This is a genomic window from Rhizobacter sp. Root1221, assembly GCF_001425785.1.
In the GTDB taxonomy this organism is placed as follows: Bacteria; Pseudomonadota; Gammaproteobacteria; order Burkholderiales; family Burkholderiaceae_C; genus Rhizobacter.
The window spans coordinates 187,083-213,597 of sequence record NZ_LMDI01000034.1; the positions used below are offsets into that span (position 1 = coordinate 187,083).

The window sequence follows — 26,515 nt, forward strand, 5'->3', positions numbered from 1 at the left end:
GGTGCACCCATGACCCAGCCTGACCTGACCCACGAGCACACGGTGCGCCCCGAGTTCTACGATGTCGACCCGATGGACATCGTGTGGCACGGCAACTACGTGAAGTACCTCGAGGCGGCCCGTGCCGCGATGCTCGAGAAATTCAACTACGGCTACCGCGAGATGCGCGACTCGGGCTACGCCTGGCCCATCGTGGACATTCGCCTGAAGTATGTCGGTTCGGCGGTGTATGGCGAACCCATCGTCGTGCGTTGCGAAATCGTCGAATGGGAGAACCGCTTGCGCATCGAGTACGTCATCCGCGACCAGGCTTCGGGCCGCAAGCTGACCGTGGCACACACCACGCAGGTGGCCGTCGACATCACCACCCGCGAGATGTGTTTCGTGTCACCGCCGGTGCTGTGGGAACGCCTGGGGGTGAGTGCATGAAGCGCCGATCGTTCTGCGCCGCGGCGCTCGGGGTGGCCGCCGCCGGCGTCCGCGCGGCCGATGGCACCGTGCTGGGCCAGGTGCGCCAGCGCCTGGCCGATGCGCCGGTGCTCAAGGGCACGTTCGAGCAGCGCAAGTCGGTCAAGGGGTTCCGCAACCCGCTGGTGTCGCGGGGCGATTTCCTCGTCGCACGCGACCGCGGGGTCGTGTGGGCCACGCGCGAACCGTTTGCGTCCGCGCTGATCGTCACGCGCGACCGCCTGCTGTCGCGCCAGGCCGATGGCACCGTCAACACCCAGGTCGACGCCAGCCACGAGCCAGGCATCCGGGCGGTCAACGAGATGCTGTTCGCGCTGATGTCGGCAAACCTGGCGGTGTTGTCCGCCCGGTTCGAGGTGGACGGATCGCTGGTGGGCAAGGAGGGCTGGCGCCTGGTGCTCAAGCCGCGTGACGCGGCGCTCGCGCAATGGGTCACCCGCATCGAACTCGACGGTGACCGTTTCGTGCGCAAGGTGCGTTTTGCCGAAGCCGCCGGCGACAGCAGCGAGATCCTGCTGGCTGGCCACACCACTGCCCAGGCCCTGACCCCCGACGATGCCGCCCGTTTCGACTGACCGGCGGGCCTGGGCCACCGCCGCGTTCGTGTGGCTGGCCATCGTGCTGGCGGTGGCGGTGCACCAGTGGCACTTCTGGCAGCACCCGGCGCTCGACACCGACGTGCTGGCGCTGCTGCCCGAGAACGAGCACGAACCCGAGGTCAGCGAGGCCACGCGCCGGCTGGCCGATGCGGCGTCGCGCCAGGTGTTCGTGCTGCTCGGTGCGGCCGACTGGGCTACCGCCCGGGCTGCGGCCGCCGCGTGGCGCACCGGCCTGGCGGCCGGACCATCACCGCTGAAACCCGCTGCCGGGCTCGACACCCGCACGCTGGAGAGCGCCGTCGGCTTCTACCGGCCCTGGCGTGACCGCCTGCTCACGCCCGCGCAGCGGCAACAACTTGCCCGGCAACCGGCAGCCGCCTGGGTGCAGAAGGCCCTGGCCACGCTGTACCAGCCGGCCGCAGGTGCCCGCCTCACCGACTGGGCCACCGACCCGCTGGGCCTGTGGACCGGCTGGTGGTCCGAGCGGGCGGCCGACACCCGGCTGCGCCCGCGGGACCAGGAACTCTGGCTCAGCGAGGGTGGCCGCGAATGGATCGCGTTGCCCTACGAAGTGTCCGGGCGTGCGTTCGCGCTCGACGGCAACCCCGTGCTGGGCGACGCGCTGGGCCGTGCGGACGCGGCCGCGCGTGCCGTCGACCCGGCGGTGACGCTGCTGCGGGCCGGCGTGCCGCTGCACGGCGAGGCCGCGGCGGTGCAGGCGAACCGGGAAATCAACACCATCGGCTGGGGTTCGCTGGCCGCCGTGCTGCTGCTCGTGTGGCTGGCGTTCCGTTCGCTGCGCCCCATCGTGCTCGTGGCGCTGTCGCTCGGCATCGGCGTGGCGGCCGCGCTGTCGGTCACCGCGTGGGTGTTCGGCCAGGTGCACATGATCACGCTTGTGTTTGGCGCAAGCCTGGTGGGGGTGGCCGAGGACTACGGCATCCACTACTTCGCCACCCGCCAGGGCCACCCCGACGTGGCACCGCGGTCGATGATGCGCCAGCTGTTGCCGGGCCTCGCGCTGGCGCTGGCCACCAGTGTGCTCGCGTACCTCACGCTCGGCCTCGCGCCGTTCCCCGGCCTGCGGCAGATGGCCGTGTTTTCGGCCGTGGGCCTGGCGGCTGCGTTCCTGACCGCGGTGTGCTGGTTCCCGTGGCTCGACCGCGGCACCGTGCGGCCCACACGCTTTGCCGCCGCGGTGGCCGGCAGCCTCGCCGGATGGCCGCGCCTGCGGCTCACGCGCCGCTCGCTCTGGGGTTACGCCGCGCTGCTGCTGGTGTGTGGTGGCGGGTGGTGGCAACTCCACACCAGCGACGACATCCGCCAGCTGCAGGGCTCGCCCGCGGTGCTGATGCAATCGCAGCGCGACGTGGGCCGCCTGCTCGGGGTGCCGAGCCCCGCGCAGTTCTACCTGGTGCGCGGCGGTTCGCCGGAACAGGTGCTCGAACGAGAGGAAGCCTTGAAGGTGCGGCTCGACGGCCTGGTGCACACCGGCCGGGTGGCGGGCTACCGGGCCGTGTCCGACTGGGTGCCATCCGCCCAGCGGCAGGCGGCCGACGCCGCGTTGACGGCCCGGGTCGAGGCCGAGGTGGTGTCGGCCGTCAACACCCAGCTGGGTGAATCGCTGGCGCGCGCGCCCTTCGACACCGCGCCCCTCACGCTCGAACGCTGGTTCGCCGACCCGGTGTCCGCCCCCGCGCGCGACCTGTGGCTGGGCCCTGTGCGAGGTGGGGTGGCCAGTGTCGTGATGGTGCGCGGCCTCAGCGATCCCGCGCTGCTGCCGCAACTGGCCGCGGTGGCCGACGGGCTCGATGGGGTGCGCTGGGTGGACAAGACCGCCGAGATATCCGCGCTGCTGGGCCGCTACCGCGTGGCGATGACGTGGCTGCTGCTGCTGGGGCACGTGGCGGTGTATGCGGTGCTGTGGTGGCGGTTGCGCCACCTGGCGTGGCGCGCGGCATTGCCCGCGGTGATCGCGAGCGGCCTGGCCGTGGCCATCCTCGGGTGGATGGGGCAGCCGTTCCAGCTGTTCACGGTGCTCGCGCTGGTGCTGTTGCTGGGCATCGGGGTCGACTACGGCATCTTCCTGCTGGAACACGACGGCGACCCGTCGGCCTGGCTGGCCGTGGCGCTCGGCGCGGCGAGCACCTGGCTGTCATTCGGCCTGCTGGGCCTGTCGGCCACGCCGGCCTTGCGTGCGTTCGGTTTGACCTTGCTGTTCGGGGTGCTGCTGGTGTGGATGCTGGCGCCGATGTTCCGCCCGCCGGTCAGTGGCCGGCCCTGACCCGCACGGAGGGCATCGCCACCGCGCGGCCCATCACGGCCCGCGCATACAGGTACTCCCGGCGGTCCCGTTCGCTCAGGCCGTCCATGTCGACGTGGCCTGCGGCATCACACGGGAACGCGAACACCTCGCCATCGGGGATCAGCGGCTGGAAACGCAACTCATAGCGGCACGGGTTCATCGACGAAGTGTTCATGGTGGGCTCCTCTGACCAGCGATCTTCTGCGGCCTTGAAGTCAGAGTAGGCGCACACCCTCGCGCCTGCCATGCCCCATATGTGGGAGGTGATCATCAAAATGACGGAAGTCACACACCTTTGCGGCGGATCGACTGCCCCATTCAGGGGGGGGAAGCCACCCGTGCGGCCGTGGCGCCGCGCGCGAGATCCACATGGCGAAGGCACAGCAGCCCGCCGATGAAAAACGCCGCGGTGGCTGCCATGGCAATGCGATGGTTGCCGCGGGTCAGCAGCGTGAGCACCCCGTAGGTCACCGGGCCCACGATGGCCGCCAGGCGGGTGGCGAATGTCCACAAAGCAAAGAACTCGGCGCGGCGGTCTTCCGGGGTGAACTGGCTCACCATGGCGCGGCCTGCCGACTGGCTGGACCCCATGCACAGCCCCGCCACCACCGCCGCCGCCCAGAACAGGCCCGGCCCGGTGGCCGCGACCGCGAGCATCGTCATCGCGATCCACCCCACCAGCGTGAGCCGCAACGCCGGCTTGTCGCCAATGCGGTCCTGCCAGTAGCCGAATGCGAAAGCGCCGAGTGCCGACGCGATGTTGACGAGGAACACGAGCAGCATCGTGTCGGTGTCGCTGAAGCCCATGGCCGCTTTGGCGTACACCGCGGCGAGCGTGATCACGATGGAGATGCCAGCCTGGTAGCTGGTGCTGCACGCGAGGAACCAGGCGAAGTCGCCGTAGCGCCGGGCCTGGCGGAACGTGGCGGCCAGCCGGCGCAGCGACCCGGAGACGCCGCCTTGGGCTGCCTGCGGTGCTGCGGGCACGGCCCGTTCACGCAGCAGCGAGAACGTGAGCAGCGACGCGGCGGCGTAGACCCCCGCGGTGATCAGCATCGTGACGGGCACGTACGCGGTGGCCGGTACCCCTCGCGCGCGGGCGGTGATCACGTAGGCGAGCGACAGGCCCAACGCGAGCATGCCGCCCAGGTACCCGAGGCTCCACCCCCAGCCGGACACCCGGCCCATCGAGTCGCGCCGGGCCAGTTCGGGCAGGAAGGCGGCGATGAGCGACTCGCCATACGAGTAGGCGATGTTGGACACGATCACCGCAGGCACGGCGAGCCACAGGTCGCCCGGGCCGGCGAAGGCGAGGGTGCACGTGCCCAGCACGCAGGCGGTGGTGGTGAGGGCCAGCAGGCGTTTCTTCGCGGCGCGCAAGTCGGCCCAGGCACCGACCGCCGGCAGCGAGAGCATCACGGCGAGGCTGGAGGCCGCGACCGTGAGTGTCCAGGCGAGCGTGCCCCACGAGGCCCCGCCGGCCACCACCGACACGAAGTACGCGTTGAACACCGCGGTCAGCACGACCGTGGTGTAGCCGGAGTTGGCGAAGTCGTACATGGCCCAGCCGAACACCTCGCGCTTGCGCACGCCGTCGTTGAGCGCGTTCTGGGGAAACAGGGCCATCGGGTCAGTTTACCGGCCGCGTCACAATGGACCATGGTCTCCTCCGACGTTTTCCAGGGCCCCCTCGGCCATCTGCGCGCCCACCAGTTCTCCGGCCTGCTGCCGGGGCCACGGCTCATCGTGCTCGGCGGCGTGCACGGCAACGAGGTGTGCGGGCCCATCGCCATCCGCCGGCTACTCGGTGAACTGGAGCGGGGCGAACGGGTGGTGTCGCGCGGGCTGCTGACCCTCGTGCCGGTGGCCAACCCGATGGCCGCCGCACGCGGCACCCGCCAGGGCGAGCGCAACCTGAACCGCCGCCTGGTGCCCAGCGCCCATCCGCAGGACTACGAAGACCATGTCGCCAACGTGCTGTGCCCCTGGCTCGCCGCGCACGACGTGTTGCTCGACCTGCACTCGTTCCACACCGCGGGCCGCCCGTTCGCGATGATCGGCCCGCTCGACAACGCCGGCCCGCTGGAGCCTTTTGCCCATGCCGATGCCGAAACGCGGCTGGCGATGCACCTGGGTCCCACCCGGCTGGTGGAAGGGTGGCTCGAGAGCTACGCCCGCGGCGTGGCGCAGCGGCGCGCGCGCGACCCGTCCCTTGGCTTCGAGACCGGCCCGGCCTATGGCGTGGGCACCACCGAATACATGCGCTCGCAGGGCGGTTACGGCATCACGCTCGAATGCGGCCAGCACCAAGACCCCGAGGCACCCGAGGTGGCTTACCGGGCCATCGGCCAGGCGCTGGCGCTGCTGGGCCTCACCGGCGACACCTTGATGCCGCCCGCCCCCGGTTTCCGGCTGCTGACGCTGGCCGACGTGACCGACCGCCTGCACCCGGACGACCGGTTTGCCCGCGACTGGTCCAGCTTCGACCCGGTGGCGTCCGGCGACCCCATCGGCACCCGCCACGACGGCACCGTGGTGCGGGCGCCTGCCGACGGCCACGTGGTTTTCCCCAATCCCCGGGCCGAACCCGGGCAGGAATGGTTCTACTTCGCCCGGCCCGGGTACCGTGCGCAAATCCCCACGAAGTCGAACTAGGGGGCCGGTCCCCCTTCATGGGTGAATCGAACACCCGTGCAATCGGCGAAAATCGCTTGTTATTCTGGAACGGACAACGTGGGGCCATGACCGAGGCGTACTTTGCCGAATCGACGATCGACTGGGCGGCTGTGGAGCTGCCCGACGCCTGGCCTGACCGGCTCGACTGGAGCTGCCCGACGACCGCGTTCCGGCTGCTGCGCCGGGTGATGAGCCGTTCGCGCGAGCGGGTGACACTGCCCGACGGGCTGCCGGGTGCCGACCGCATCTCGAAGTACATCCTCCAGGAATTCCACAACCTGCCCAACGGCAACTATTCGAAGCACATCAGCGCCGGGTATTCGCGCGGGTTCGACCGGGCCATGCTCGGCACCATGGCCGCTGGCCGTGCCCGCATCGCGCAGGCGCTGGCCGGGGCCACGCGGGTGATCGACCTGGGCTGCGGCGGCGGCCACATGGCGGGAGTGCTGAAGGCCTCCGGGGTGCCGGAGGTGCTGGGGCTCGACCCGTCGCCTTACCTGTTGCAGGTTGCCGCCAAGGCCTACCCGGGCATCCGCTGGGTGCAGGGCATGGCCGAACGCACCGGCCTGCCCGACGCCTCGGTCGACGGCGCGGCCATCTGCTTCCTGCTGCACGAGGTGCCGCCGAAGTACCTCGAGGAAGTGCTCGCCGAGCTGCGCCGCATCGTGCGTCCGGGCGGCCGCCTCGCGGTGCTGGAGCCGTCGCCGGTGCAGTGGCGCCTGTCGTGGTGGCCGGTGATCCGCGGCCACGGCTGGCGCGGCGCGTATTTCAAGTGGCTGTCGCTGAGTGTGTTCGAGCCGTTCCTCGACCCGTGGCACCGCCAGCCCTTTGCCGAGCGCCTCGCCGCGCACGGCTTCCAGGTGGAAACCGATGAGGCCGGTTGTCCGTTCCGATATGTCCAGGCCGTCCGCGAAGGCGCCCCGGCCGTTGCTCCATCTCCCTGCTGAACCGGTACCCATCCCATGTCCACCCCTACCGAACACACTGACATCCTCATCATCGGCGCGGGCCCGGCAGGCGCCGTGGCCGCCGGCCTGCTGCGCAAGCAGGGGAGGCAGGTGCTCATCGTCGAGCGCGAGCAGTTTCCGCGCTTTTCCATCGGCGAAAGCCTGCTGCCGCAGAGCATGGAGTACATCGAGGCGGCGGGGATGTTGCGTGATGTGGTCGAGGCCGGCTTCCAGTACAAGAACGGCGCCGCGTTCGCCTGCAATGGCCAGTACACCGACTTCGACTTCCGCGACAAGTTTTCCGAAGGCTGGGGCAGCACATACCAGGTGCAGCGCGCCGCGTTCGACAAGGTGCTGGCCGACGCAGCCGAAAAGGCCGGCGCCGAGGTGCGCTACCGCCATGAGGTGGTCGAAGCGGACGTGACCGGCGAACGTCCCCGGGTCACCGTGCGCGATGCCGAGGGCCTGACGCGCACCATCGAAGCCGGGTTCCTGCTCGACGCCAGCGGGTTCGGACGCATCCTGCCGCGCCTGCTCAAGCTCGAGACCCCGTCCAACTTCCCCGTGCGTGGCGCCATCTTCACGCACATCGAAGACCACATCCCGCTCGGCACGTTCGACCGCCACAAGATCCGCGTCACCGTGCACCCGAAGTTTCCGGACGTGTGGTACTGGACCATCCCGTTCTCCAACGGCCGCTGCTCGCTCGGTGTCGTCGCCCACAACGAGTTCCTGTCGCAGTACACCGGCACCGAAACCGAACGCCTGCGTGCCATCGTGGCCGAAGACCCGGGCCTGTCGGCCCTGCTGGCCAATGCGGTGTGGGACACGCCGGCCCGCCAGATCGTGGGCTACGCGGCCAACGTGAAGTCGCTGTGGGGCAACCGCTTCGCGCTGCTGGGCAACGCCGGCGAGTTCCTCGACCCGGTGTTCTCGAGCGGTGTCACCATCGCGTTCAAGTCGGCCAGCCTGGCCTCCGACTGCCTGCGCCGCGAGGCCGCCGGCGACACGGTGGACTGGCAGCGTGACTACGCCGAGCCGCTGAAGGCCGGCGTGGACACGTTCCGTGCCTACGTCGAGGCCTGGTACGCGGGCGATTTCCAGAAGATCATCTTCCACAAGGACTCGTCGCCCGAAGTGCACCGCATGATCTCGTCGATCCTCGCCGGCTACGCGTGGGACACGAAGAACCCGTTTGTCGCCGAACCGAAGCGCCGCCTCGCGGTGCTGATGGAACTTTGCGGCTGACAGGTTGTCAGCTGGGATACTCGACTTTTCACCGGAGGCTCTTTGCTGACGAACAAGCGCTTTTCGCCCGTTGGCCAATCGGCCTTCGACGCCCGTTTTGAAGCGCAGAAGATCGCCTTCGGGCCGGTCGTCTTCCAGTGTGTCCGCCTGGCGTGGAAGCACGGCATGCTGGATGCCTTGTCGGACGCCGGTGACACCGGCCGCTCCATCGACGAACTGGCCGGCACGGGCCGGTGGACCGCGTATGTGCTGAAGGTCGTGCTCGAGTCGTGCCTGTCGGCCGGGGTCGTGAGCCGGGTCGGCGGACGTTACGTGCTCGACAAGGCCGGCTACTGCGTGCTGAGCGACGCCGTCACGCAGACCAACTTCGACTTCATGCACGACGTCTGCTACCTGGGCCTGCACCAGCTCGACGAGGCCTTGCGCACGGGCAAGCCGGCGGGCCTCGCCACGCTCGGGCCCTGGCCCACCCTGTACGAGGGCATGGCGGACCTGCCCGAACCCGCGCGCACCAGCTGGTTCGCGTTCGACCACCTCTATTCGGACACCTCGTTCCCGTCCATCCTGCCCGATGTGTTCGCCACCGCACCGAAGCGGTTGATGGACATCGGGGCCAACACCGGCAAGTTCAGCCTCGCGGCGTTGTCGGCCGACCCGGCCGTCGAACTGCACCTCGTGGACCTGCCGCGCCAGCTGGCGGTGGCACGCGACAACGTGGGCGCCGCCGGCCACGGCCGCCGTGCGCACTATCACCCGACCGACCTGCTCGATCCGCACGCCGCGCTGCCGCAGGGCATGGACGTGGTGTGGATGAGCCAGTTCCTCAGCTGCTTCAGCGAAGCGGCCATCGCCACCATCCTGCAACGTGCGGCCGGCGCCCTGGCACCCGGCGGCCAGGTGCTGGTGCTGGACACCTTGTGGGACACGCAGCGCTACGACATCGCGGCCTACTGCCTCATCAACACGTCCCCGTACTTCACGGCGATGGCCAGTGGCAACAGCAAGGTCTACGAACGCGACGACTACGTGCGCCTGGCCGAAGAGGCGGGCCTGCGCCTCGTCACGTCGCGCGACGGCATCGGGTATTGCCACACGCTGCTGCGTTTCGCCAAGGTGGCCCCGTGAAACGCTTCGCGGTGACCCTGCTGATCGCCGTGGCGCTGGCCGGCTGTGCCACCACGTCGCGCACGTCCCTGAAGGCCGCCGCCGACTGCGGCCCGGCCGATGCCGTGCCCGTGCTGCGGCTGTCGCCGGCGTCGCTCGGGCGCGAGCTGGCGGTGCAGCAGCAGCTGGCCGCCACCGTGAAGGGGCAGACCCACCGCATCGACGTGCTGCTCGAAGCCGATGCCTCGGCGGTGCGGATGGCGCTGGTCAGCATGGGCCAGACGGCCGCCCGCCTCGAATGGGACGGCCAGCACCTCACCGAAACCCGTTCGCCGTGGCTGCCCGCCGTGGTGTCGGGCGAACGCATCCTGAGCGACTTGCAGCTGGCGCTGTGGCCCGAGGCCGCCGTGCGCGCCGCGCTGCCGGCCGGCTGGTTCCTCGACACCACCGTGTCGGGCCGGGTGCTGCGCCAGCACACCACCACGGTGGCCACCGTGGCCTTTCCGTCCGCGTCGCGCATCGAGATCGACCAGGTGCGCGACGGCTACCACCTCGTGGTCGACACCCGCACCTCGCCATGACCCACGTGTACCTGCAATCCATGGGGGTGGTCAGCGCCCTCGGGCTGGGCGCCGCGGCCATGCGCGACAACCTGTTCGCCACCCGCGCCGGCGGCGTGGTCGAGACCGACCGGTACACCCCGGGCCGGCCCCTGCACCTGGGGGTGCTGCCGGCCCACGTGCCGCCGCTCACTGGCGCGCCCGCGCGCCAGCGCAGCCGCAACAACGCGGTGCTGTCCGCCGCATTGGCCGAGGTGCGCCCGGCGGTGGACGCCGCCATCGCCCGCTTCGGCCCTGCGCGGGTGGCCATCGTGCTCGGGGTCAGCACGGCCGGCGTCGAGGAAGGTGAACGTGCCAGCCGCCTGTGGCAGCAGGAGGGCCGCTGGCCCGACGGGTTCGACTACGCCCTGCAGGAGATGGGCAACGCGGCCGAATGGCTGTCGCGTGAACTTGGCGTGTGTGGACCGGCCCACGTCATCTCCACGGCCTGTTCGTCGGGAGCGAAGGCGCTGGCGTCGGGCGCCCGGCTGTTGCGCGCCGGCCTGGTCGACGCGGTCGTGGCCGGTGGGGTCGACGCGCTGTGCGAGTTCACGATCGCGGGGTTCAGTGCCCTCGAATCGGTGTCGGCGGCGCGCTGCAACCCGATGTCGGCGAACCGCTCGGGCATCAACATCGGCGAAGGGGCCGCGCTGTTCCTGATGGGCCGCGACCCGGGGCCGGTGCACCTCGCCGGGTGGGGCGAGGGGTCCGATGCCCACCACATGTCCGCCCCCGATCCGTCGGGCCGCGGGGCGGTGCATGTGATGCAGCAGGCGCTTGCCCGCGCGGGGCTCGACGCCGCCGCGGTGGACTACGTCAACCTGCACGGCACGGCCACGCCGCTCAACGACGCGATGGAAAGCGGGGCGGTCGCCCAAGTGCTGGGCACCGCGGTGGCCGCCAGTTCCACCAAACCACTCACCGGGCACGCGCTGGCCGCGGCCGGCGCCATCGAAGCCGCCATCGGCTGGATGACCCTCGTCGACAACCCCACGGGCCGCCTGCCGCCGCACTGGTGGGATGGCGCGCGCGACCCCGCGCTGCCGCCGCTGCACCTCGTGGCCCCGGGTGAGACGCTCGGCCGGGCGCCTCGCCACGTGCTGAGCAATTCATTCGCGTTCGGGGGCAGCAATGCCGCCCTGCTGCTGGGAGCCGCCTGAGATGGCCCTGCTGCCCATCGAATCCTACGTGCCGCACCGCGACCCGATGCTGCTGATCCATCGCCTGCTCGACGCGGGCCCGCTGCACGCCGTGGCCGAGGTCACCGTGCCGGCCGACGGCCTGTTCGTGCATGACGGCCGGGTGCCCGGCTGGGTGGGCATCGAATACATGGCCCAGACCATCGCGGCCTGGTCTGGCGCACGCGACCTGGCCGAGGGCCGGGAGCCCCGCCAGGGCATGTTGCTCGGCACCCGGCGCTACCACGCGGCCGTGTCCGACTTCGTGCCGGGCATGGTGCTGCGGGTCGAGGCGCACCAGGAGTTCGTCGCCGACAACGGCCTCGGCATGTTCGACTGCCGCATCCTCCAACAGGACACCGAGCTGGCCACGGCCCGGTTGTCCGTCTTTGTGCCGGAAGCCGGCACCAGCCTCCTCAAGGGTGTTTCTCCGTGAAGTCCGACTCCACCATCCTCGTCACCGGGTCCAGCCGCGGCATCGGCCGGGCCATCGCGCTGCGGCTTGCCGCGGCGGGGCACGACCTGGTCATCCACTGCCGCAACGGGGTCGACCAGGCGCAGGCCGTGGCCGATGAAGCCCGCGCCCTGGGCCGCGAGGCCCGCGTGCTGGCCTTCGACGTGGCCGACCGCGCCAGCGCCGCTGCCGCGCTGCTGGCCGACGTGGAAGCCCATGGCGCCTACTATGGGGTGGTGTGCAATGCCGGCATCGCCCGTGACAATGCGTTTCCGGCGATGTCCGGCGAGGACTGGGATGCGGTGATCCACACCAACCTCGACGCCTTCTACAACGTGCTGAACCCGCTCGTGATGCCGATGATCCGGCGCCGCAAGGCGGGGCGCATCGTGACCCTCGCGTCCGTCTCCGGCCTCGTGGGCAACCGCGGCCAGGCCAACTACAGCGCCGCCAAGGCGGGCATCATCGGCGCCACGAAGGCGCTGGCGATCGAACTGGCCAAGCGCGACATCACGGTCAACTGCGTGGCGCCGGGGTTGATCGACACCGAGATGATTTCGCCGGAAGTACAGGAAGAAGCCATGAAGATCATCCCGATGCGCCGCATGGGCCGCCCCGACGAAGTCGCGGCGCTCGTGGCGTTCCTGATGTCGCCGGATGCGGCCTACATCACCCGCCAGGTCATATCGGTCAACGGGGGGATGGTGGGATGACCAAGCGTGTCGTTGTCACGGGCGTTGGTGCCCTGAGTCCGCTGGGCCATGACTGGTCCACGGTGCGCACCCAGCTGCGCAGCTTGCGCAACAGCGTGCAGGTCATGCCCGAGTGGCTCATCTACGAGGGGCTCAACACCCGGCTCGGCTCCATGGCCAAGCCATTCGAGCTGCCCGACACCTACAACCGCAAGACCATGCGCAGCATGGGCCGCGTGGCCGTGCTGGCCGTGCGGGCCACTGAACTCGCGCTGGAAGACGCCGGCCTCGTGGGCGACCCGTTGCTCGGCAGCGGCCGCCTCGGCATTGCCTACGGCTCGTCCATCGGTTCGCCGGGGGCCATCGGTGCGTTCGGCAAGATGATCACCGGCAACACCACCGAGGGCATCACCGCCAACACGTACATCAAGTCGATGGCGCACACGGCGGCCGTCAACATCGGGGTGTTCTTCGGCATCACGGGGCGCGTGATCACCACGTCGAGCGCGTGCACGTCCAGCAGCCAGGGCATCGGCTACGCGTACGAGACCATCCAGGCGGGCAAGCAGGTGGCCATGTTGGCCGGCGGTGCGGAAGAGCTGCATGCCATCGACGCCGCAGTGTTCGACACGCTGTTCGCCACGAGCGTGCGCAACGATGCCCCCGAGCAGACACCACGCCCGTTCGACGCGGCCCGTGACGGCCTGGTGCTGGGCGAAGGTGCGTGCACGCTGGTGCTGGAGGAACTGTCCCACGCCCAGGCGCGCGGCGCGAAGATCCTCGCCGAGGTGATCGGTTACGGCACCAACAGCGACGGCAAACACGTCACGCACCCGAACGCCGACACCATGGGCCTCGCGATGCAGCTCGCGCTCGACGATGCCGGCTTGCCGGCGTCCGCCATCGGTTACGTCAACGCTCATGGCACGGCCACCGACCAGGGCGACATCATGGAGTCGGAGGCCACCCGCAAGGTGCTCGGCGAACAGGTGCCCATCAGCTCGCTCAAGAGTTACATGGGCCACACGCTGGGCGCCTGCGGCTCGCTCGAGGCGTGGATGACCATCGAGATGATGCGTGACGGCTGGTTCGCGCCCACGATCAACCTGGTGGACGTGGACCCGCGCTGCGCACCGCTCGACTACGTCACCGGCACCGGCCGCGACCTGCAGACCGACGTCGTGATGAGCAACAACTTCGCGTTCGGCGGCCTGAACACCTCGCTGATCTTCCGGCGGTGGCCGAACAGCCGCTGACCCGCGCGGTCCTCTGGCTCGAGCGCACCGCGCCGCTCGCGGCCGAGGCGGAAACCGGGTTGGTGGCCGTGTTGTCCGCGCCCGAACGGGCCCGGCTCGACCGCATCACCTCAGGCAAGCGCCGCGCCGAGTTCCTGGCCGGCCGCCTGCTGCTGCGGCGCCTGCTGGCCGGCACGTTCGGTGGTGATCCGTTCGGATGGGTCCTGTCGGCCCCGGACGACCTGCCTCCCACGGTGCTGTCGCCGGCCAACGGCGTGCACCTGGCGTTGAGCCACAGCGGGGAGTGGGTGGCCGGTGCCTTGTCGGCCACGCCGGCCGGCCTCGACCTGGAAACGCCCGGCCGCCCGCGCGACACGCTGGCGCTGGCCGCCGCGGTGTGCACGCCCGACGAGCGGGCCCACCTGGTGACCCTCGAAGGCCCGGCACGTGACGCAGCGTTCCGCGAACGGTGGACGCTGAAGGAAGCCTGGCTGAAACGCCGCACCGAGGGCGCAAGCCCCGGGCGCCTGGCGCAAGTGGCCACCTGCCCCGGTGAGGGCGGGAACGCCTGGACGTGGGCCGATGCCGGCGTGACGCTCGCGTGGGTGCACGAAGGCGGGCTGCCGGCATGGTTCCGGCCCGGCCCGTTCGGCGGCCGGCCGCCCGCCGCGTGGCGGGTGGCCGATTCAGGCGGTCACTGAAACGCCACTTCGGCGAAGCTGCGCAGCTTGCGGCTGTGCAGCTGGTCCACCCCCTGCGAGCGCAGCAGCTCGACGGCGCGGATGCCGATGCGCAGGTGCTGGTCCACCCGCTCGCGGTAGAAGTGGTTCGCCATGCCCGGCAGCTTGATCTCGCCGTGAAGGGGTTTGTCGCTGACACACAGCAGCGTGCCGTACGGCACCCGGAAGCGGAAGCCGTTGGCCGCGATGGTGGCACTTTCCATGTCGAGTGCGATGGCCCGGCTCTGGCTGAAGCGGCGCTCCGGGGTGGTGGCCGAATGGTGCGACGGCAGCAGCTCCCAGTTGCGGTTGTCGGTGCTGGCCACCGTGCCCGTGCGCATGATGCGCTTGAGCTCGTAGCCCTTGAGTTGCGTGATCTCCTCCACGGCGGATTCGAGCGCCACCTGAATTTCTGCCAGCGGGGGCACCGGCACCCACAGCGGCAGGTCTTCGTCGAGCACGTGGTCTTCGCGCACGTAGCCGTGGGCCAGCACGTAGTCACCGAGGGCCTGCGTGTTGCGCAGGCCGGCGCAGTGGCCCAGCATGATCCACGCGTGCGGGCGCAGCACCGCGATGTGGTCGGTGATGGTTTTCGCGTTGGCCGGGCCCACGCCGATGTTGACCATGGTGATGCCGGCGCGGTCGCCCCGCATCAGGTGGTAGGCGGGCATCTGCGGCAGCCGCGGCGGGGCGATGCCGGTGTCGTCCCCGGGTTCACTGGGCAGGCCCGAGCGCCGCGTGACCACGTTGCCCGGTTCCACGAACGCGGTGTACTCGCTGTCACCCTTGGCCATGGCCTCGTGGCCCAGGCGCACGAACTCGTCGATGTAGAACTGGTAGTTCGTGAACAGGATGAAGTTCTGGAAGTGGTCGGGCGCGGTGCCGGTGTAGTGGCGCAGCCGGTGCAGTGAGTAGTCCACGCGCGGAGCGGTGAACAGCGCCAGCGGGAACTTCGGGCGGCCGTCGGGGCCGGGTTCCGGTTCGTGTGTGCCGTTGGCGATGCCGTCGTCCATGGCGGCCAGGTCGGGCAGGTCGAACTGGTCGCGCAGCAGCAGGCGGCGCTCGCGGGTGAGGCTGCCTTCGAGGTGATCGTTTTCGGCGAGCGAGAAGTGCACCGGGATGGGCTGGGAACTCAGGCCCACCTCGAGCGACACGCCGTGGTTCTTCAGCAGCAGCGTGAACTGCTCGCGGTAGTAGTCGTTGAACAGGTCGGGGCGGGTCAGCGTGGTTTCGTACGTGCCGGGGCCGGCCACGAACCCGTACGCGAGCCGGCTGTCGGCGCGGGCCACCGTGTCGGTGTGCACACGCAGGTACGGGTAACACGCCCGCACGTGCTGCCCGAGGGTTTCGCCGGCGACGAACCGCTGCAGGCTGTCACGGAGGTGGCCGATGCCGGCGTTGTAGATGGTGGACGCATGGGCCAGGGCGGCGTCGGCGTCGGTGAAGGACTGCGCTTTGAGAAGGGTGGGTGTGGCCATGGTCCCATTGTGCGGTGTCCGCGGGGCGGGCGGGTGACACGCCCAAGTAGGCCCCATCGACGAACCGCCCTGCGCGGCCGACAGCCACTCGCCCTCGATGCCACCCGGCCCGCGGCGGTGGCCCAGCGCCACGCGTTGGACGTGGCGTCTTCCCGGGTGGCGGAACGGAATTCACATCCGGGCGACTCTCGGTGAGGCGACCCGGGGCGGGATCACGGTACGAGCGGGGCCGTGGCGGCGAGCCACGGGGCATCGGGCCAGTGCAGGGCTTGCAGCGCCGGGTGGGCGGCCTCGTAGCCGATGGCTTCTTCGGCGGACGATTCGTCGCGGTAGGCTTCCGGGGCAGTGCCTCCGTAGTACCAGCGGTTCACGTCTTCCGTCCACGCTTCGTCGTTGCTCATGGTGCTGCTCCTGGTGAGCCGTCGTCATCGCCGGTTCATGGAACAAGATGCTGCCGCCCGAGTCGCATTCCGGGTATCAGGCGACCGAGCGACACCTCGTAGGAGGATGACTACACTGGGCCGTCCCCCCGTCCCTTTTACTGGAAGGACCTTCCCCGTGGCACTCGGCAGTTTCATCACCGCACTCAAGGTGGTCCCCTGGGGGGATGTGATCACGGCCGCACCGGCCATCGTCAAGGGCGCGCGCAAGATGTTCTCCCGCACGGAAGACGAGCCCGCGCCCGTGGTGCCCCCCGGCGCCGACCCGAACGAACGCCTTCGGCTCCTGGAGGTGCGCCTGCAGGAGATGGCCGACCGCGAGCAGGCGTCGGCCAAGCTGATCGCCGCGTTGGCCGAGCAGAACGCGGCTGTCGTCGACGCCATCGGCGTGCTGCGGGCCCGGGCGCGCTGGCTCGTGGCGCTCAACGCCGTTTTGCTGGTGCTGCTGGCCGCCGGGCTGGTGTTGTCCTACGGACGGTTCGGCGGCGGCTGACGGCCCGATCCGCGGTCGGCGGGCAGCCCCCGCCAGCGCCTGGCGGGAAGATCCGGTCACTGCACCAGATCGACGAGGCTCCTCATGAACGTCCCCCGCCATCTCCCTTCCACACTGCTGGTCGTGCTGACCTCGATCGCGTCCGCGGCCGTGATGACCGCCTGCGGCCCGGAGCGGGGTGACCCGGTGAATCCGCCACAAGGCGCGGCGGCACCGGTCACCACACCGGCGCCGGCCCCGCGCGTGCGGCCGGCGGCCGACCGCGAAGCGCCGCCGGTGGTTCGCCACCTGGGCCGGGTGACCGGGGTCGAGGCCCTCACCGAAACGGCGCGGCCCACGGGTGCCGGGGCGGTCATCGGTGGTGTGGCAGGGGGTGTCGTGGGCCACCAGATTGGCGACGGCAGTGGCCAGAAGGCCGCCACCGTGCTGGGTGCCGTGGGCGGGGCGGTGGCGGGCAACCAGATCGAGAAGCGCCGATCCGAGAAGGTGGTGGGTTACCGCGTGTCGGTGCGCATGGACGACGGCGACATCCGCAGCGTGCGGGTGGATTCGCGCGACGGGTTGGAGGTGGGTGACCGTGTGCGGGTCGAGGGCAACCAGCTGATCCGGCTGTGATCAGGCCGTCAGCTTGAGCCCGGCGATGCCGAGGATGATCAACGCGACACACCCGAGGCGCACGGGCGAGGCCGAGTCGCCCAGCAGCACGATGCCGAGGAGCACCGTGCCCACCGTGCCGATGCCGGTCCATACCGCGTAGGCAGTGCCCACCGGCAGGTGTTTCATCGCGAGGCCCAGCAGGCCGATGCTCGCGAGCATCGCGCCCACGGTCAATGCCGTGGGCATCGGCTTCGAGAAGCCGTCCGTGTATTTCAGGCCCACCGCCCAGGCCACTTCGAACAGGCCAGCGACAACGAGCAGGGTCCAGGGCATCACGTTCTCCATCGGGGTGCAACGGGCGGCCAGTCTAGCCAGCGCATGGACCCGCCTTGGTTGTGGTGCGGTAACCACCCATGTTGGCAGGGGGCTTGCAGCCGTCATGCGTGAAGATGGGCCCTGTTGCGAACTTTTTGGCGAGGTGCCTGTTGGTGAACAAACCCCCCATCCGGGTCGGTATCGGTGGTTGGAACTACGCGCCGTGGCGCGAAACCTTCTACCCCGAGAAACTGCCCGCGTCCAAGGAACTGGCCTGGGCGAGCCGGCAGGTGTCGATGATCGAGATCAACAGCACCTTCTACGGATCGCAAAAGCCGTCCACCTTTGCCAAGTGGCGCAACGATACCCCTGAGAACTTCGTGTTCTCCGTCAAGGCCTCCCGCTACGCCACGACCCGCCGCGTGCTGGCCGAGTCGGGTGACTCGGTGCACCGCTTCATCCACAGCGGCATTGCCGAGCTGGGCCCGAAGCTCGGGCCGCTCGTGTGGCAGTTCGCCGACACCAAGGTCTTCGACGCCGCCGACCTCGCCGCCTTCCTCGACATGCTGCCCACCGAGGTGGACGGCCTGCCGCTGCGCCACGTGCTCGATGTGCGGCACCCGAGTTTCGCCGTGCCCGAGTACCTGGCGCTGGCCCGTGAACACAGCGTGGCCACCGTGTTCGCCGACTCCGACGACTACCCCGTCTTCGCCGACCTCACCGGCCCCTTCGTCTACGCCCGGCTCATGCGCACCCAGCCCACGCTGAAGGCCGGCTACGCGCCCAAGGCCCTCGACGCCTGGGCCGAGGTGGCGCAGCGCTGGCAGGCGGGCGGTGAGCCCGCCGACCTGCCGCGTGTGGAACCCCCCGGCAAGGCGGGCCGCCCGCGCGAGGTGTTCATGCTGTTCATCGCCGGCGCCAAGGAAAAGGCGCCGCTGGCCGCCCAGGCACTGCTGCAGCGCCTGGGGTGGGAGCCGCCGCCGCCGCTGTGACACGCCCCGCGCCCCGCCAGGGGGGGCTTCGCGGGATGGCGGGCGTGATCGAAAGCCCCCCAGTCTCTCAGCCCCCCGACAAACTCGCCGCCTTGTCCACGACGGCACCCGACAAATGCCCCGTGCAGTCCACCAGGCTCACGCCGTGGGGCGGCAGCGCGTCACACACCGTGAGGGACGTGTTCCCCATCCGCACCGGCACCGCATGGGGTCCGGCCACATGCAGGTGGCGTTGCAGCAGCGCATGGATCACGAGGCCGTGAGTCACCACCACGAGGGGCGCCGAGAGGGCATGGCGGTGGCGCACCGCGTCGTCGAAGGCCTGCGCCACACGGTCGAAAAACACCGCCGCGGATTCACCACCCGGCGGGGCCTCTTCCATGTCGAGCGGGTTGTAGCCGAGGCTGTCGTACGACCGCCCGCGCAGGTCGCCGAAGTTGCGTTCCTGCAGCAGCGGGGTTTCGCGCACCGGCAGACCGGTGGCGTCGGCGATGGCCTGGGCCGTGGTCCGCGCGCGGGGCAGGTCGCTGCTCACGATGCCGCCGATGCCCATGCCGGCCAGGCGCCGGGCCACGGCCTGGGCCTGCGCGAGGCCGGTGGGGCTCAGCGGGGTGTCGGCGGGTTGCAGCGTGCGGGCCACGTTGAGCAGCGTTTCACCGTGGCGGACGAAGATGATCGACATGGGCGGGGCCGGGCTGTGGCACAAGTTGGGCCCCGCCGTTCTATCACGCCCGGTGTTCGGCGGCTGTCGCCCGGGCGCGCTGGTTCGACATCGGCACGTTGTCCATCGGCAGCCCCTCGCCGGCGCGCACGGCCGTGGTCCATTGCGCCGTGGTGGCCACCGCCGCGAAGTTGCTGTGCAACACCACGCTGAACGCCCGGTGGATCTCTTCCGCGCTGACCCGTCCGGCGCTGTTTTCGTACGGCAGCGCACCCGTGGCATCGGCCAGGAACTCGGCCTTGAGGCCGAGGTGCGAGGCCTGCAGCGTGGTCGACACGTCGCAGTTGTGGGTCATGTACCCCACGATCGTGAGCGTGTCGATGCCGTGCGCACGCACCCAGCCTTCGAAATCGGTGCCGGTGAAGACGCTGGCCTGGTGCTTCTCGATGTAGTGGTCGCGCGCACGCCGGGCCACCTCGGGGTGCAGTTCCCAGGCGTGGGTGCCCTTGTCGAACACCGGCGCACCAGCCGGCGCCGTGTGTTGCACCACCACCACCGGGATGCCCGCCGCCGCGGCCACATCCATCGCGCGGCCGATGTTCGGCAGCGTGATGTCCACCGGCGGGTACTCGATGGGCAGGTTGCCGGTGAAGTATTCGTTCTGCACGTCGATCACGACAAGGGCACGGCGGGGAGCGGTCATGGTGTGTTTTCCTGGTGGCGGGCAGCGAAGGCTGTCCATGGGTGCCATTCTGCGAACCAGGGTCCCGGGTCAACAGTGGCCCGAACGACAACTTTCGCTAGAATCGGGCCATGTTGCCAGCCTCCACCGTGGCGGTGGTCTCGTTCGACGGGATCAGCCCCTTTCACCTGTCCGTGCCGTGCCTCGTGTTCGGTGAAGACCGGTCCGATGCCGGCGTGCCCCGGTTCGAGACCCGGGTGTGCTCGTGGGCGCCCGGGCTGCTCGGCACGCAGGCGGGGTTCCGGATCGACGTGCAGCGCGGGCTCGACGCACTGGCCGATGCCGGCATCGTGGTGGTGCCGTCGTGGCACGACGACCTGCGGCCCGCCCCGCCGGTGCTGCTGCAGGCGTTGCGCGACGCCCATGCGCGGGGCGCCATCCTGGTGGGCCTGTGCCTCGGGGCGTTCGTGCTCGCCGAGGCCGGCCTGCTCGACGGCCGCCCGGCCACCACCCATTGGAACCTCGCGGCGCAGTTTGCCGAACGGTACCCGCAAGTGCGCCTGGACGCGGACGTGCTGTACGTCGACGACGGCAACGTGTTGACGTCCGCCGGCACCGCCGCCGGGCTCGACTGCTGCCTGCACCTGATGCGCCGTGTGTGTGGGGCCGAAGTGGCCAACCGCGCCGCCCGGCGCATGGTGGTGGCGCCGCACCGCCAGGGCAACCAGGCCCAGTTCATCGCGTTGCCCGTGCGCACGGTGGTACAGGGCGACCGCCTCTCCGAACTGCTCGAGTGGGTGGCCGGCCATCTCGACGAGCCCCACACGCTCGACGCGCTGGCCGAACGCGCACGCATGAGCCGGCGCACGTTCACGCGGCGCTTCCGCGAGGCCACCGGCACCACGGTGGGCCGCTGGCTGCAGGGGCAGCGCCTGGCGCTCGCGCAGCAGTTGCTGGAGACCACTCGCCGCTCCATCGACCACATTGCCACCGAGGCCGGGTTCGGTTCCGCGCTCTCGATGCGCCAGCACTTCGCGGCTGCGCTCGACACCTCGCCATCGGCCTACCGGCGCGAGTTCCAGGGTGCCGCACGGTGAGCGGCGACATCTTCATCGTGCGCATCGAGCCGCTGGGCCGGGAATTCGACGCCCCGCGCGACGACACCTTGCTCGCCGCTGCGCGGGCCGCCGGTGTGGTGCTGCCCAGTTCGTGCCGCAACGGCACCTGCCGCACCTGCATGTGCCTGGCCGTGGCCGGGCAGGTCAGCTACCGCATCGCGTGGCCGGGGCTCAGTGCCGAGGAAAAGCGGGAGGGCTACATCCTGCCGTGTGTGGCGCGGCCCGAGTCGGCGCTGACGTTGCAGGTGCCAAACGCGGCCGGCGCCTGACCAGGCCGGGTCTGGAGCAGACGCCCTGCCGTGGTTGCGCTATCCTCGCGCGGGACTCTTTTGTGTAAGGGGCAACAATGCAGAAATTCTGGCGGTTGGTGGGGGTGTGTTCCGTGGCGGCCGTGCTGGCCGCGTGCGGTGGTGGTGACGATCCCGATGGTGACGTCGATCCGGGCGACACCACGACGGTGAGCGGCAGCTTCACGCGATGCGAGGCCATGACGAACGGACCGGTCGGGTCGACACGCACGACCATCACGTTCAGCACCACGGGCATTGCGCTCAGCCAGCGTGTCTACGCTGCCAGCCCGTCGTGCGGTGGGGTGCTGGTGGCGGTGGTGGACTTCCCCACCATTGCACTGGCCGATGCCGGCACGGTGACCGTGAGCGCCCCGAACAGCGGCACGACCACGGCACGCCGCGGCATCTTCACGAGCGCCCTGGACGACATCAGGGCCACGGTCGCATCAGATGTCGACGCCGACGTCGTGAACGGCGAGCTGATCATCCAGGATCCCAACTCGTCCCTGGTGCTGTACCGCGTGACAGTGCAGCAAGAGGCCGCGTCCGACAAGGACCTGATGATCCGCTACAACAACCGGCTCTACTTCGGTGGTGACACGCTGGGCGCCGACGGGTATCCCACCGCCATCGACTACACGATCGCCTGGACGCCGGTCTGACCGGCCCGCGCATCCGATGAAAAACGCCCCGGTCCTCCGAGGCGTTTTGCTGTCAGCGCCAGCTTCCTGCGACGCGCAGCCGAACTGTGGGTCACTTCACGATGAGGCCGGCGAGTGCCGGGTCGTCCGGCGGGTACGCGAGGTCCAGCCCGTCGAGGGTGCGCTTGAGCAGCGTCGCGATCATCAGGTTGCGGTGGGTCTTCGAGTTGGCCGGCACCACCGTCCACGGCGCCCATGGGGTCCCGGTGGCCGAGATCAGCGCCTCGTAGGCGGCCTGATAGTCGTCCCATTGCTTGCGCACCGAGAGGTCGTCGGCTGCGAATTTCCAGCGTTTGGTGGGGTCGTCGAGGCGCTCCTGCAGGCGGTCGCGCTGCTCGTCCTTCGAGATGTGCAGCATGAACTTGCACACCGTGGTGCCCGTCTCCACGAGCATCCGCTCGAAGTCGTTGATGTGGGCGTACCGCTGTTTCGTCTGCGCCTTCGTGATCCAGCCGTTGACCGGAGGCACGAGCACGTCCTCGTAGTGGCTGCGGTTGAACACCATGATCTCGCCAGCGGCCGGCACCTGCTGGTGGATGCGCCACAGGTAGTCGCGGGCGCGCTCCGACTCGGTGGGCGCCTTCCAGCCGATCGTCTTGACCCCGAGCGCACTCATGCGGCCGAACACACCGCGCAACGTGCCATCCTTGCCGCTGGTGTCGGTGCCCTGCAGCACCACAAGCAACTTGTGCCGCCGGTCGGCGTACAGCAGGTTCTGGCGCACGTCGAGTTCGACGGCGAGTTCATCCACCCGCGCGCGATCACGAACCTTGTCACCGGAAGAAAACGGTTTGTCGCTTGGTGACACGCGGGTGAGATGGAACCGGTTCGAGCCGGCGCCGGCCTTGGCGTGTTGGTAAGGGCTTGCGTCGGTGGGCTTGGAAGGCATCGATCCGGCTCCTGACCCGTGTTCATCGGGGTTCCCGGCAGTGTAGGGCGAGCCGTCCACCCACGACGGGGGAGGACGGCGGGGCGGATTGCCTGCACAATCCGGCCCAGAACGACGGGGCAAGGCACCCCCGAGGCAGAGGCAGCAGGAGTTTGAAGTTGGCTACTCGATCCGTCCCCGTGAAAACCCCTGAAGCCGTGGCGGAACTCGCCAGCCGGCAACGCAAGCTGAGCCAGCGTCACCGCACGGTGCTGCTGCTCGTTGACGGCAAGCGCGGCGAAGTGCAGGTGCGCCAGACGGCGATGCAGGCGGGCGCGGCCGAGAACTGCTTCGACGAGCTGGTCGAACTGGGCATGATCGAGTTGACCCAGGAGGTCGACGCTTCGGTCAGCGCGCCCATGCCGCTTGCCGAGATTCCGCCGGCACCGCGTCCGCTCCTGGTCGACCTGCCATCCGCGGGCCCCGATTCCGTCGTGAGCCTGCTGCCTGCGTCTCTCACGCTGCAGCCGGAGTCCACGCTGATCGATTCCGTCCTGAACGAGCCGCCGCCGTCGGACATGGGTGAACTCGATTCGCTGATTCGCGAGGGCCAGGACGCCTCGTTCGAGGAGGCCCGCGACCTGATGGTGCGGGCCGTGCGAGCCGAGGCGCCGATGGCCGGGTCGCTCACGCTGCTGCGCCTGCGCCGGGCCCGCTCTCGCGCCGACCTGGAACTCCTGCTGGAAGAGGTAGAGTTGCGCATCACCAAGCCTTTCAAGGGGCTGTGGGCCAGCCAGACGATGTCGCGCGTTCGAGAACTGCTGTCGACCCAGACCGTGACCTGACCCTCCAGCCCTCGTGCCTCGCATGAGTTTCCTGGCCATCGATATCGGCAACACCCGCCTCAAGTGGGGGCAGTACGCTTCGCCGTTCCCGGGCGCACCCCTGATCGCGCACGGCGCGGTGTTCCTCGAAACCATCGACACACTCGCCGACACCGAATGGAAACACCTGGCCCCGCCGGGCAGCATGCTCGGGTGTGTGGTCGCGGGGGAGGGCATCCGCCGCCGCGTCGAGGAGCAGCTCGAACTCTGGGACATCGACCCGCGCTGGGTGGTGTCGTCGGCGCATGCCGCCGGCGTCACCAACGGGTATGACCACCCGGGCCGCCTGGGCACCGACCGCTGGGTCGCGCTGATCGGCGCCCGGCAGCGGGTGCTGTCACACGGCGGGCCGCGGCCGGTGCTGGTCGTCATGGTGGGCACCGCCGTCACGGTGGACGCCCTCGATGCCGACGGCAACTTCCTGGGCGGCCTGATCCTGCCGGGCTTCGGCGTGATGCAGCGGGCGCTCGAGATGAGCACGGCCGGGCTGAAGGTGCCCACCGGCGAGATCGTCGATTTCCCCACCAACACCAGCGACGCGCTGATGACCGGCGGTTCCAGCGCGATGGTGGGGGCGGTGGAACGCATGCACCGCAACCTGCGCGAACGTTGCGGCCAGGAGCCGGTGCTGCTGATGAGCGGCGGGGCGTCGCCGAAGCTCGCGGCCATCACGGACTTGAAGTTCGAGACGGTGGAGCGCCTCGTGTTCGATGGCCTCTTGGCGTTGCAGTCCCACCGCTTGGCACTTTAATTAGGCCCCCACGTCGCTTCGCTCCTGCCCCCCAAGGGGGCGCCCGCGGTCGCCCGGGGGACCCGGGCTCGGCGGTAGCTTGATCTGGTGCTTCGCTTCGCTTGCTCGGCTCGTTCAGAGGATGTAGCGCGACAGGTCCTCGTTCTTGGCGAGTTCGCCGAGCTTGGCGTCGACATCGGCGGCACCGAGGGAGATGGTCTGGCCGCTGCGGTTGGGGGCGTCGAAGCTGATTTCGTCGAGCAGGCGCTCCATCACGGTGGACAGGCGGCGGGCGCCGATGTTCTCGGTGCGTTCGTTGACGTCGCAGGCGATCTGGGCGAGGCGGCGGATGCCGTCACGTGACAGTTCGAGGGTGACCCCCTCCGTTGCCAGCAGCGCCTGGTACTGCTTCAGCAGGCTCGCGTGGGTCTGGGTCAGGATGGCTTCGAAGTCGTCGACGCTCAGCGAGCCGAGTTCGACACGGATCGGGAAGCGGCCCTGCAGTTCGGGGATCAGGTCGCTCGGTTTGCTCAGGTGGAACGCGCCGGACGCGATGAAGAGGATGTGGTCGGTCTTGACCATGCCGTACTTCGTGTTGACCGTGGTGCCCTCCACGAGCGGCAGCAGGTCGCGCTGCACGCCCTGGCGCGACACGTCGGCGCCGCCGGTGTCGGACCGCGACGCCACCTTGTCGATCTCGTCGAGGAACACGATGCCGTTCTGCTCGGTGTTGGCCAGCGCCCGGCTCCGCATCTCGTCCTCGTTGACGAGCTTGCCCGCCTCTTCCTCGGCGATGACCTTCAGTGCCTCGGCGATCTTGAGCTTGCGGGTCTTGCGTTTGGTGGGCGCGATGTTGGCGAACATGCCCTTGAGCTGCTCGGCCATCTCGTCCATGCCGGGCGGGCTCATGATCTCGAAGCTGGGCTTCGGCTCGGCCAGGTCGACATCGATCTCCTTGTCGTCGAGCGAGCCCTCGCGCAGGCGTTTGCGCATCACCTGGCGGGCGGTGTTGTCGGCCGGGGCAGGGGTGCTGGCGGTGAGGCCGAAGTCGCTGCCCGCGCTGCGGGCGGGCGGCACGAGGATGTCGAGCACGCGCTCCTCGGCGGCGTCCTCGGCGCGCACGCGCTGGCGGCGCATCTGGTGCTCGCGTTCCTGCTTGACCGCCATCTCGACCAGGTCGCGCACGATGGAGTCCACGTCCTTGCCCACGTAGCCCACCTCGGTGAACTTCGTGGCCTCGACCTTGATGAACGGCGCATCGGCGAGCTTGGCCAGCCGGCGCGCGATCTCGGTCTTGCCGACACCGGTGGGGCCGATCAGCAGGATGTTCTTCGGCGTGATCTCGCCACGGAGGCTTTCATCGACCTGCTGGCGGCGCCAGCGGTTGCGCAGCGCGATGGCCACGGCACGTTTGGCGTCCTTCTGGCCCACGATGTGGCGGTCCAGCTCGGACACGATTTCTTGCGGTGTCATCGTGCTCATTCCAGGACCTCGATCGTGTGCTGCTGGTTGGTGTAGATGCAGAGGTCGCCCGCGATCTCGAGGGAGCGCTTGACGATGTCTCGCGGGGCCATGTCGGTGTGCTGCAGCAGCGCGCGGGCGGACGCCTGGGCGTAGGCGCCACCGGAGCCGATGGCCACGACGCCCAGCTCGGGTTCGAGCACGTCGCCGTTGCCGGTGATGATCAGCGAAGCCTCGCGGTCGGCCACGGCCAGCATGGCCTCCAGGCGGCGCAACACGCGGTCGGTGCGCCAATCCTTCGTGAGTTCGATGGCGGCGCGCACCAGGTGGCCCTGGTGTTTCTCGAGCTTGGCCTCGAAGCGCTCGAACAGCGTGAACGCGTCCGCGGTGGCCCCGGCAAAGCCGGCGAGCACCTGGTCACGGTAGAGCTTTCGCACCTTGCGGGCGGTGGATTTGACAACGATGTTGCCGAGCGTGACCTGGCCATCGCCGCCCAGGGCAACGATGTTGCCCCGGCGCACGCTCAGGATGGTGGTGCCGTGATAATTTTCCATGGGCTTCAGATCCGGGCGGGCGCGCCA

Annotated in this window: 31 protein-coding genes; 21 read left to right on the forward strand and 10 right to left on the reverse strand. The window is 69.7% G+C overall.

Annotated elements, in window-relative coordinates:
* Positions 1 to 9: 9 nt before the first annotated feature.
* From ASC87_RS21750 to ASC87_RS21760, 3 genes are read left to right on the forward strand one after another with little or no spacing between them, the layout of a single operon-like run.
* Positions 10 to 429 carry a thioesterase family protein gene (locus ASC87_RS21750; protein ID WP_056667268.1) on the forward strand — a complete coding sequence of 140 codons (420 nt, stop codon included), beginning with the start codon at positions 10 to 12 and terminating at the stop codon, positions 427 to 429.
* Positions 426 to 1,043 (forward strand): outer membrane lipoprotein carrier protein LolA, encoded by a 618-nt coding sequence (locus tag ASC87_RS21755; RefSeq protein WP_056667270.1) that lies wholly within the window; start codon positions 426 to 428, stop codon positions 1,041 to 1,043. The genes ASC87_RS21750 and ASC87_RS21755 overlap by 4 nt, the downstream gene beginning before the upstream one ends.
* Positions 1,024 to 3,351: an MMPL family transporter gene (locus ASC87_RS21760; RefSeq protein WP_056667273.1), complete on the forward strand. Its 2,328-nt coding sequence runs from the start codon at positions 1,024 to 1,026 to the stop codon at positions 3,349 to 3,351. The genes ASC87_RS21755 and ASC87_RS21760 overlap by 20 nt, the downstream gene beginning before the upstream one ends.
* On the opposite strand, the gene ASC87_RS21765 is transcribed toward ASC87_RS21760, so the two are convergent.
* The gene (locus tag ASC87_RS21765) at positions 3,335 to 3,547 is read right to left on the reverse strand and encodes a hypothetical protein (protein WP_056667646.1); all 213 of its coding nucleotides are present in this window, start codon (positions 3,545 to 3,547) and stop codon (positions 3,335 to 3,337) included. The two genes, ASC87_RS21760 and ASC87_RS21765, sit on opposite strands and share 17 nt — an antisense overlap.
* A 143-nt stretch (positions 3,548 to 3,690) precedes the next feature.
* Positions 3,691 to 4,998, reverse strand: a complete 1,308-nt coding sequence (locus tag ASC87_RS21770) for an MFS transporter (RefSeq protein ID WP_056667277.1) — start codon at positions 4,996 to 4,998, stop codon at positions 3,691 to 3,693.
* 33 nt (positions 4,999 to 5,031) lie between these two features.
* On the opposite strand from ASC87_RS21770, the gene ASC87_RS21775 reads away from it, so the two are divergent.
* From ASC87_RS21775 to ASC87_RS21820, 10 genes are all read left to right on the forward strand, one after another.
* Positions 5,032 to 6,027: a succinylglutamate desuccinylase/aspartoacylase family protein gene (locus ASC87_RS21775; protein ID WP_056667280.1), complete on the forward strand. Its 996-nt coding sequence runs from the start codon at positions 5,032 to 5,034 to the stop codon at positions 6,025 to 6,027.
* An 86-nt stretch (positions 6,028 to 6,113) separates the two neighbouring features.
* Positions 6,114 to 6,995, forward strand: coding sequence for a class I SAM-dependent methyltransferase (locus ASC87_RS21780; RefSeq protein WP_056667288.1), 882 nt, complete (start codon positions 6,114 to 6,116; stop codon positions 6,993 to 6,995).
* 15 nt (positions 6,996 to 7,010) lie between these two features.
* Entirely contained in the window at positions 7,011 to 8,243 is a 1,233-nt protein-coding gene (locus ASC87_RS21785; protein ID WP_056667291.1) for an NAD(P)/FAD-dependent oxidoreductase, read from the forward strand.
* Between the two features lie 42 nt (positions 8,244 to 8,285).
* Positions 8,286 to 9,368: a class I SAM-dependent methyltransferase gene (locus tag ASC87_RS21790; protein ID WP_200954443.1), complete on the forward strand. Its 1,083-nt coding sequence runs from the start codon at positions 8,286 to 8,288 to the stop codon at positions 9,366 to 9,368.
* Complete coding sequence (locus ASC87_RS21795; RefSeq protein WP_056667294.1) at positions 9,365 to 9,928, forward strand: DUF3261 domain-containing protein; 564 nt, start codon at positions 9,365 to 9,367, stop codon at positions 9,926 to 9,928. The genes ASC87_RS21790 and ASC87_RS21795 overlap by 4 nt, the downstream gene beginning before the upstream one ends.
* Positions 9,925 to 11,106 carry a beta-ketoacyl-ACP synthase gene (locus tag ASC87_RS21800; protein ID WP_056667298.1) on the forward strand — a complete coding sequence of 394 codons (1,182 nt, stop codon included), beginning with the start codon at positions 9,925 to 9,927 and terminating at the stop codon, positions 11,104 to 11,106. The genes ASC87_RS21795 and ASC87_RS21800 overlap by 4 nt, the downstream gene beginning before the upstream one ends.
* A 1-nt stretch (position 11,107) precedes the next feature.
* Positions 11,108 to 11,560, forward strand: a complete 453-nt coding sequence (locus ASC87_RS21805) for a hypothetical protein (protein WP_056667301.1) — start codon at positions 11,108 to 11,110, stop codon at positions 11,558 to 11,560.
* On the forward strand, positions 11,557 to 12,291 hold the full coding sequence (locus ASC87_RS21810) for a 3-ketoacyl-ACP reductase FabG2 (RefSeq protein ID WP_056667305.1): 735 nt from the start codon (positions 11,557 to 11,559) through the stop codon (positions 12,289 to 12,291). The genes ASC87_RS21805 and ASC87_RS21810 overlap by 4 nt, the downstream gene beginning before the upstream one ends.
* Positions 12,288 to 13,526: a beta-ketoacyl-ACP synthase gene (locus ASC87_RS21815; RefSeq protein WP_056667308.1), complete on the forward strand. Its 1,239-nt coding sequence runs from the start codon at positions 12,288 to 12,290 to the stop codon at positions 13,524 to 13,526. The genes ASC87_RS21810 and ASC87_RS21815 overlap by 4 nt, the downstream gene beginning before the upstream one ends.
* A complete protein-coding gene (locus tag ASC87_RS21820; protein ID WP_056667311.1) occupies positions 13,508 to 14,206 on the forward strand; it encodes a 4'-phosphopantetheinyl transferase superfamily protein in 699 nt (232 codons plus the stop codon). Before ASC87_RS21815 ends, ASC87_RS21820 begins: the two co-directional genes overlap by 19 nt.
* On the opposite strand, the gene ASC87_RS21825 is transcribed toward ASC87_RS21820, so the two are convergent.
* A complete protein-coding gene (locus ASC87_RS21825; protein WP_056667314.1) occupies positions 14,200 to 15,702 on the reverse strand; it encodes an AMP nucleosidase in 1,503 nt (500 codons plus the stop codon). The two genes, ASC87_RS21820 and ASC87_RS21825, sit on opposite strands and share 7 nt — an antisense overlap.
* Before the next feature lie 212 nt (positions 15,703 to 15,914).
* Positions 15,915 to 16,103: a hypothetical protein gene (locus ASC87_RS21830; protein WP_056667317.1), complete on the reverse strand. Its 189-nt coding sequence runs from the start codon at positions 16,101 to 16,103 to the stop codon at positions 15,915 to 15,917.
* A 157-nt stretch (positions 16,104 to 16,260) separates the two neighbouring features.
* On the opposite strand from ASC87_RS21830, the gene ASC87_RS21835 reads away from it, so the two are divergent.
* Both ASC87_RS21835 and ASC87_RS21840 read left to right on the forward strand, forming a co-directional pair.
* Positions 16,261 to 16,635, forward strand: a complete 375-nt coding sequence (locus ASC87_RS21835; protein ID WP_056667322.1) for a hypothetical protein — start codon at positions 16,261 to 16,263, stop codon at positions 16,633 to 16,635.
* 84 nt (positions 16,636 to 16,719) lie between these two features.
* Complete coding sequence (locus ASC87_RS21840) at positions 16,720 to 17,250, forward strand: glycine zipper 2TM domain-containing protein (RefSeq protein WP_056667325.1); 531 nt, start codon at positions 16,720 to 16,722, stop codon at positions 17,248 to 17,250.
* On the opposite strand, the gene sugE is transcribed toward ASC87_RS21840, so the two are convergent.
* Positions 17,251 to 17,565, reverse strand: coding sequence for a quaternary ammonium compound efflux SMR transporter SugE (gene sugE / locus ASC87_RS21845; RefSeq protein WP_056667652.1), 315 nt, complete (start codon positions 17,563 to 17,565; stop codon positions 17,251 to 17,253). It abuts the gene before it with no gap.
* A 116-nt stretch (positions 17,566 to 17,681) separates the two neighbouring features.
* Between sugE and ASC87_RS21850 the strand changes: the two genes are divergently transcribed.
* On the forward strand, positions 17,682 to 18,539 hold the full coding sequence (locus tag ASC87_RS21850; RefSeq protein ID WP_056667655.1) for a DUF72 domain-containing protein: 858 nt from the start codon (positions 17,682 to 17,684) through the stop codon (positions 18,537 to 18,539).
* A 67-nt stretch (positions 18,540 to 18,606) separates the two neighbouring features.
* Here ASC87_RS21850 and ASC87_RS21855 read toward each other — a convergent pair whose 3' ends face one another.
* Positions 18,607 to 19,221 carry a histidine phosphatase family protein gene (locus tag ASC87_RS21855; RefSeq protein ID WP_157604192.1) on the reverse strand — a complete coding sequence of 205 codons (615 nt, stop codon included), beginning with the start codon at positions 19,219 to 19,221 and terminating at the stop codon, positions 18,607 to 18,609.
* 43 nt (positions 19,222 to 19,264) lie between these two features.
* Complete coding sequence (locus tag ASC87_RS21860) at positions 19,265 to 19,903, reverse strand: cysteine hydrolase family protein (RefSeq protein ID WP_056667332.1); 639 nt, start codon at positions 19,901 to 19,903, stop codon at positions 19,265 to 19,267.
* A gap of 110 nt (positions 19,904 to 20,013) precedes the next feature.
* Between ASC87_RS21860 and ASC87_RS21865 the strand changes: the two genes are divergently transcribed.
* The 3 genes from ASC87_RS21865 to ASC87_RS21875 all read left to right on the forward strand — a co-directional run bounded on the left by ASC87_RS21865 (position 20,014) and on the right by ASC87_RS21875 (position 21,952).
* Positions 20,014 to 20,979 carry a GlxA family transcriptional regulator gene (locus ASC87_RS21865; protein ID WP_056667334.1) on the forward strand — a complete coding sequence of 322 codons (966 nt, stop codon included), beginning with the start codon at positions 20,014 to 20,016 and terminating at the stop codon, positions 20,977 to 20,979.
* Positions 20,976 to 21,269: a 2Fe-2S iron-sulfur cluster-binding protein gene (locus ASC87_RS21870; protein WP_056667336.1), complete on the forward strand. Its 294-nt coding sequence runs from the start codon at positions 20,976 to 20,978 to the stop codon at positions 21,267 to 21,269. Before ASC87_RS21865 ends, ASC87_RS21870 begins: the two co-directional genes overlap by 4 nt.
* 77 nt (positions 21,270 to 21,346) lie before the next feature.
* A complete protein-coding gene (locus ASC87_RS21875; RefSeq protein WP_157604193.1) occupies positions 21,347 to 21,952 on the forward strand; it encodes a hypothetical protein in 606 nt (201 codons plus the stop codon).
* A 91-nt stretch (positions 21,953 to 22,043) separates the two neighbouring features.
* Here ASC87_RS21875 and ASC87_RS21880 read toward each other — a convergent pair whose 3' ends face one another.
* Positions 22,044 to 22,880 (reverse strand): PPK2 family polyphosphate kinase, encoded by an 837-nt coding sequence (locus ASC87_RS21880; RefSeq protein ID WP_056667340.1) that lies wholly within the window; start codon positions 22,878 to 22,880, stop codon positions 22,044 to 22,046.
* A 179-nt stretch (positions 22,881 to 23,059) separates the two neighbouring features.
* Between ASC87_RS21880 and ASC87_RS21885 the strand changes: the two genes are divergently transcribed.
* Together ASC87_RS21885 and ASC87_RS21890 are read left to right on the forward strand one after the other, a co-directional pair.
* Positions 23,060 to 23,704: a hypothetical protein gene (locus ASC87_RS21885; RefSeq protein WP_157604194.1), complete on the forward strand. Its 645-nt coding sequence runs from the start codon at positions 23,060 to 23,062 to the stop codon at positions 23,702 to 23,704.
* 22 nt (positions 23,705 to 23,726) lie between these two features.
* Positions 23,727 to 24,494, forward strand: coding sequence for a type III pantothenate kinase (locus ASC87_RS21890; protein ID WP_056667348.1), 768 nt, complete (start codon positions 23,727 to 23,729; stop codon positions 24,492 to 24,494).
* A 114-nt stretch (positions 24,495 to 24,608) separates the two neighbouring features.
* Here ASC87_RS21890 and hslU read toward each other — a convergent pair whose 3' ends face one another.
* Positions 24,609 to 25,955, reverse strand: a complete 1,347-nt coding sequence (gene hslU / locus ASC87_RS21895; RefSeq protein ID WP_056667351.1) for an ATP-dependent protease ATPase subunit HslU — start codon at positions 25,953 to 25,955, stop codon at positions 24,609 to 24,611.
* Complete coding sequence (gene hslV / locus ASC87_RS21900; RefSeq protein WP_056667354.1) at positions 25,952 to 26,488, reverse strand: ATP-dependent protease subunit HslV; 537 nt, start codon at positions 26,486 to 26,488, stop codon at positions 25,952 to 25,954. The genes hslU and hslV overlap by 4 nt, the downstream gene beginning before the upstream one ends.
* Between the last annotated feature and the right edge of the window lie 27 nt (positions 26,489 to 26,515).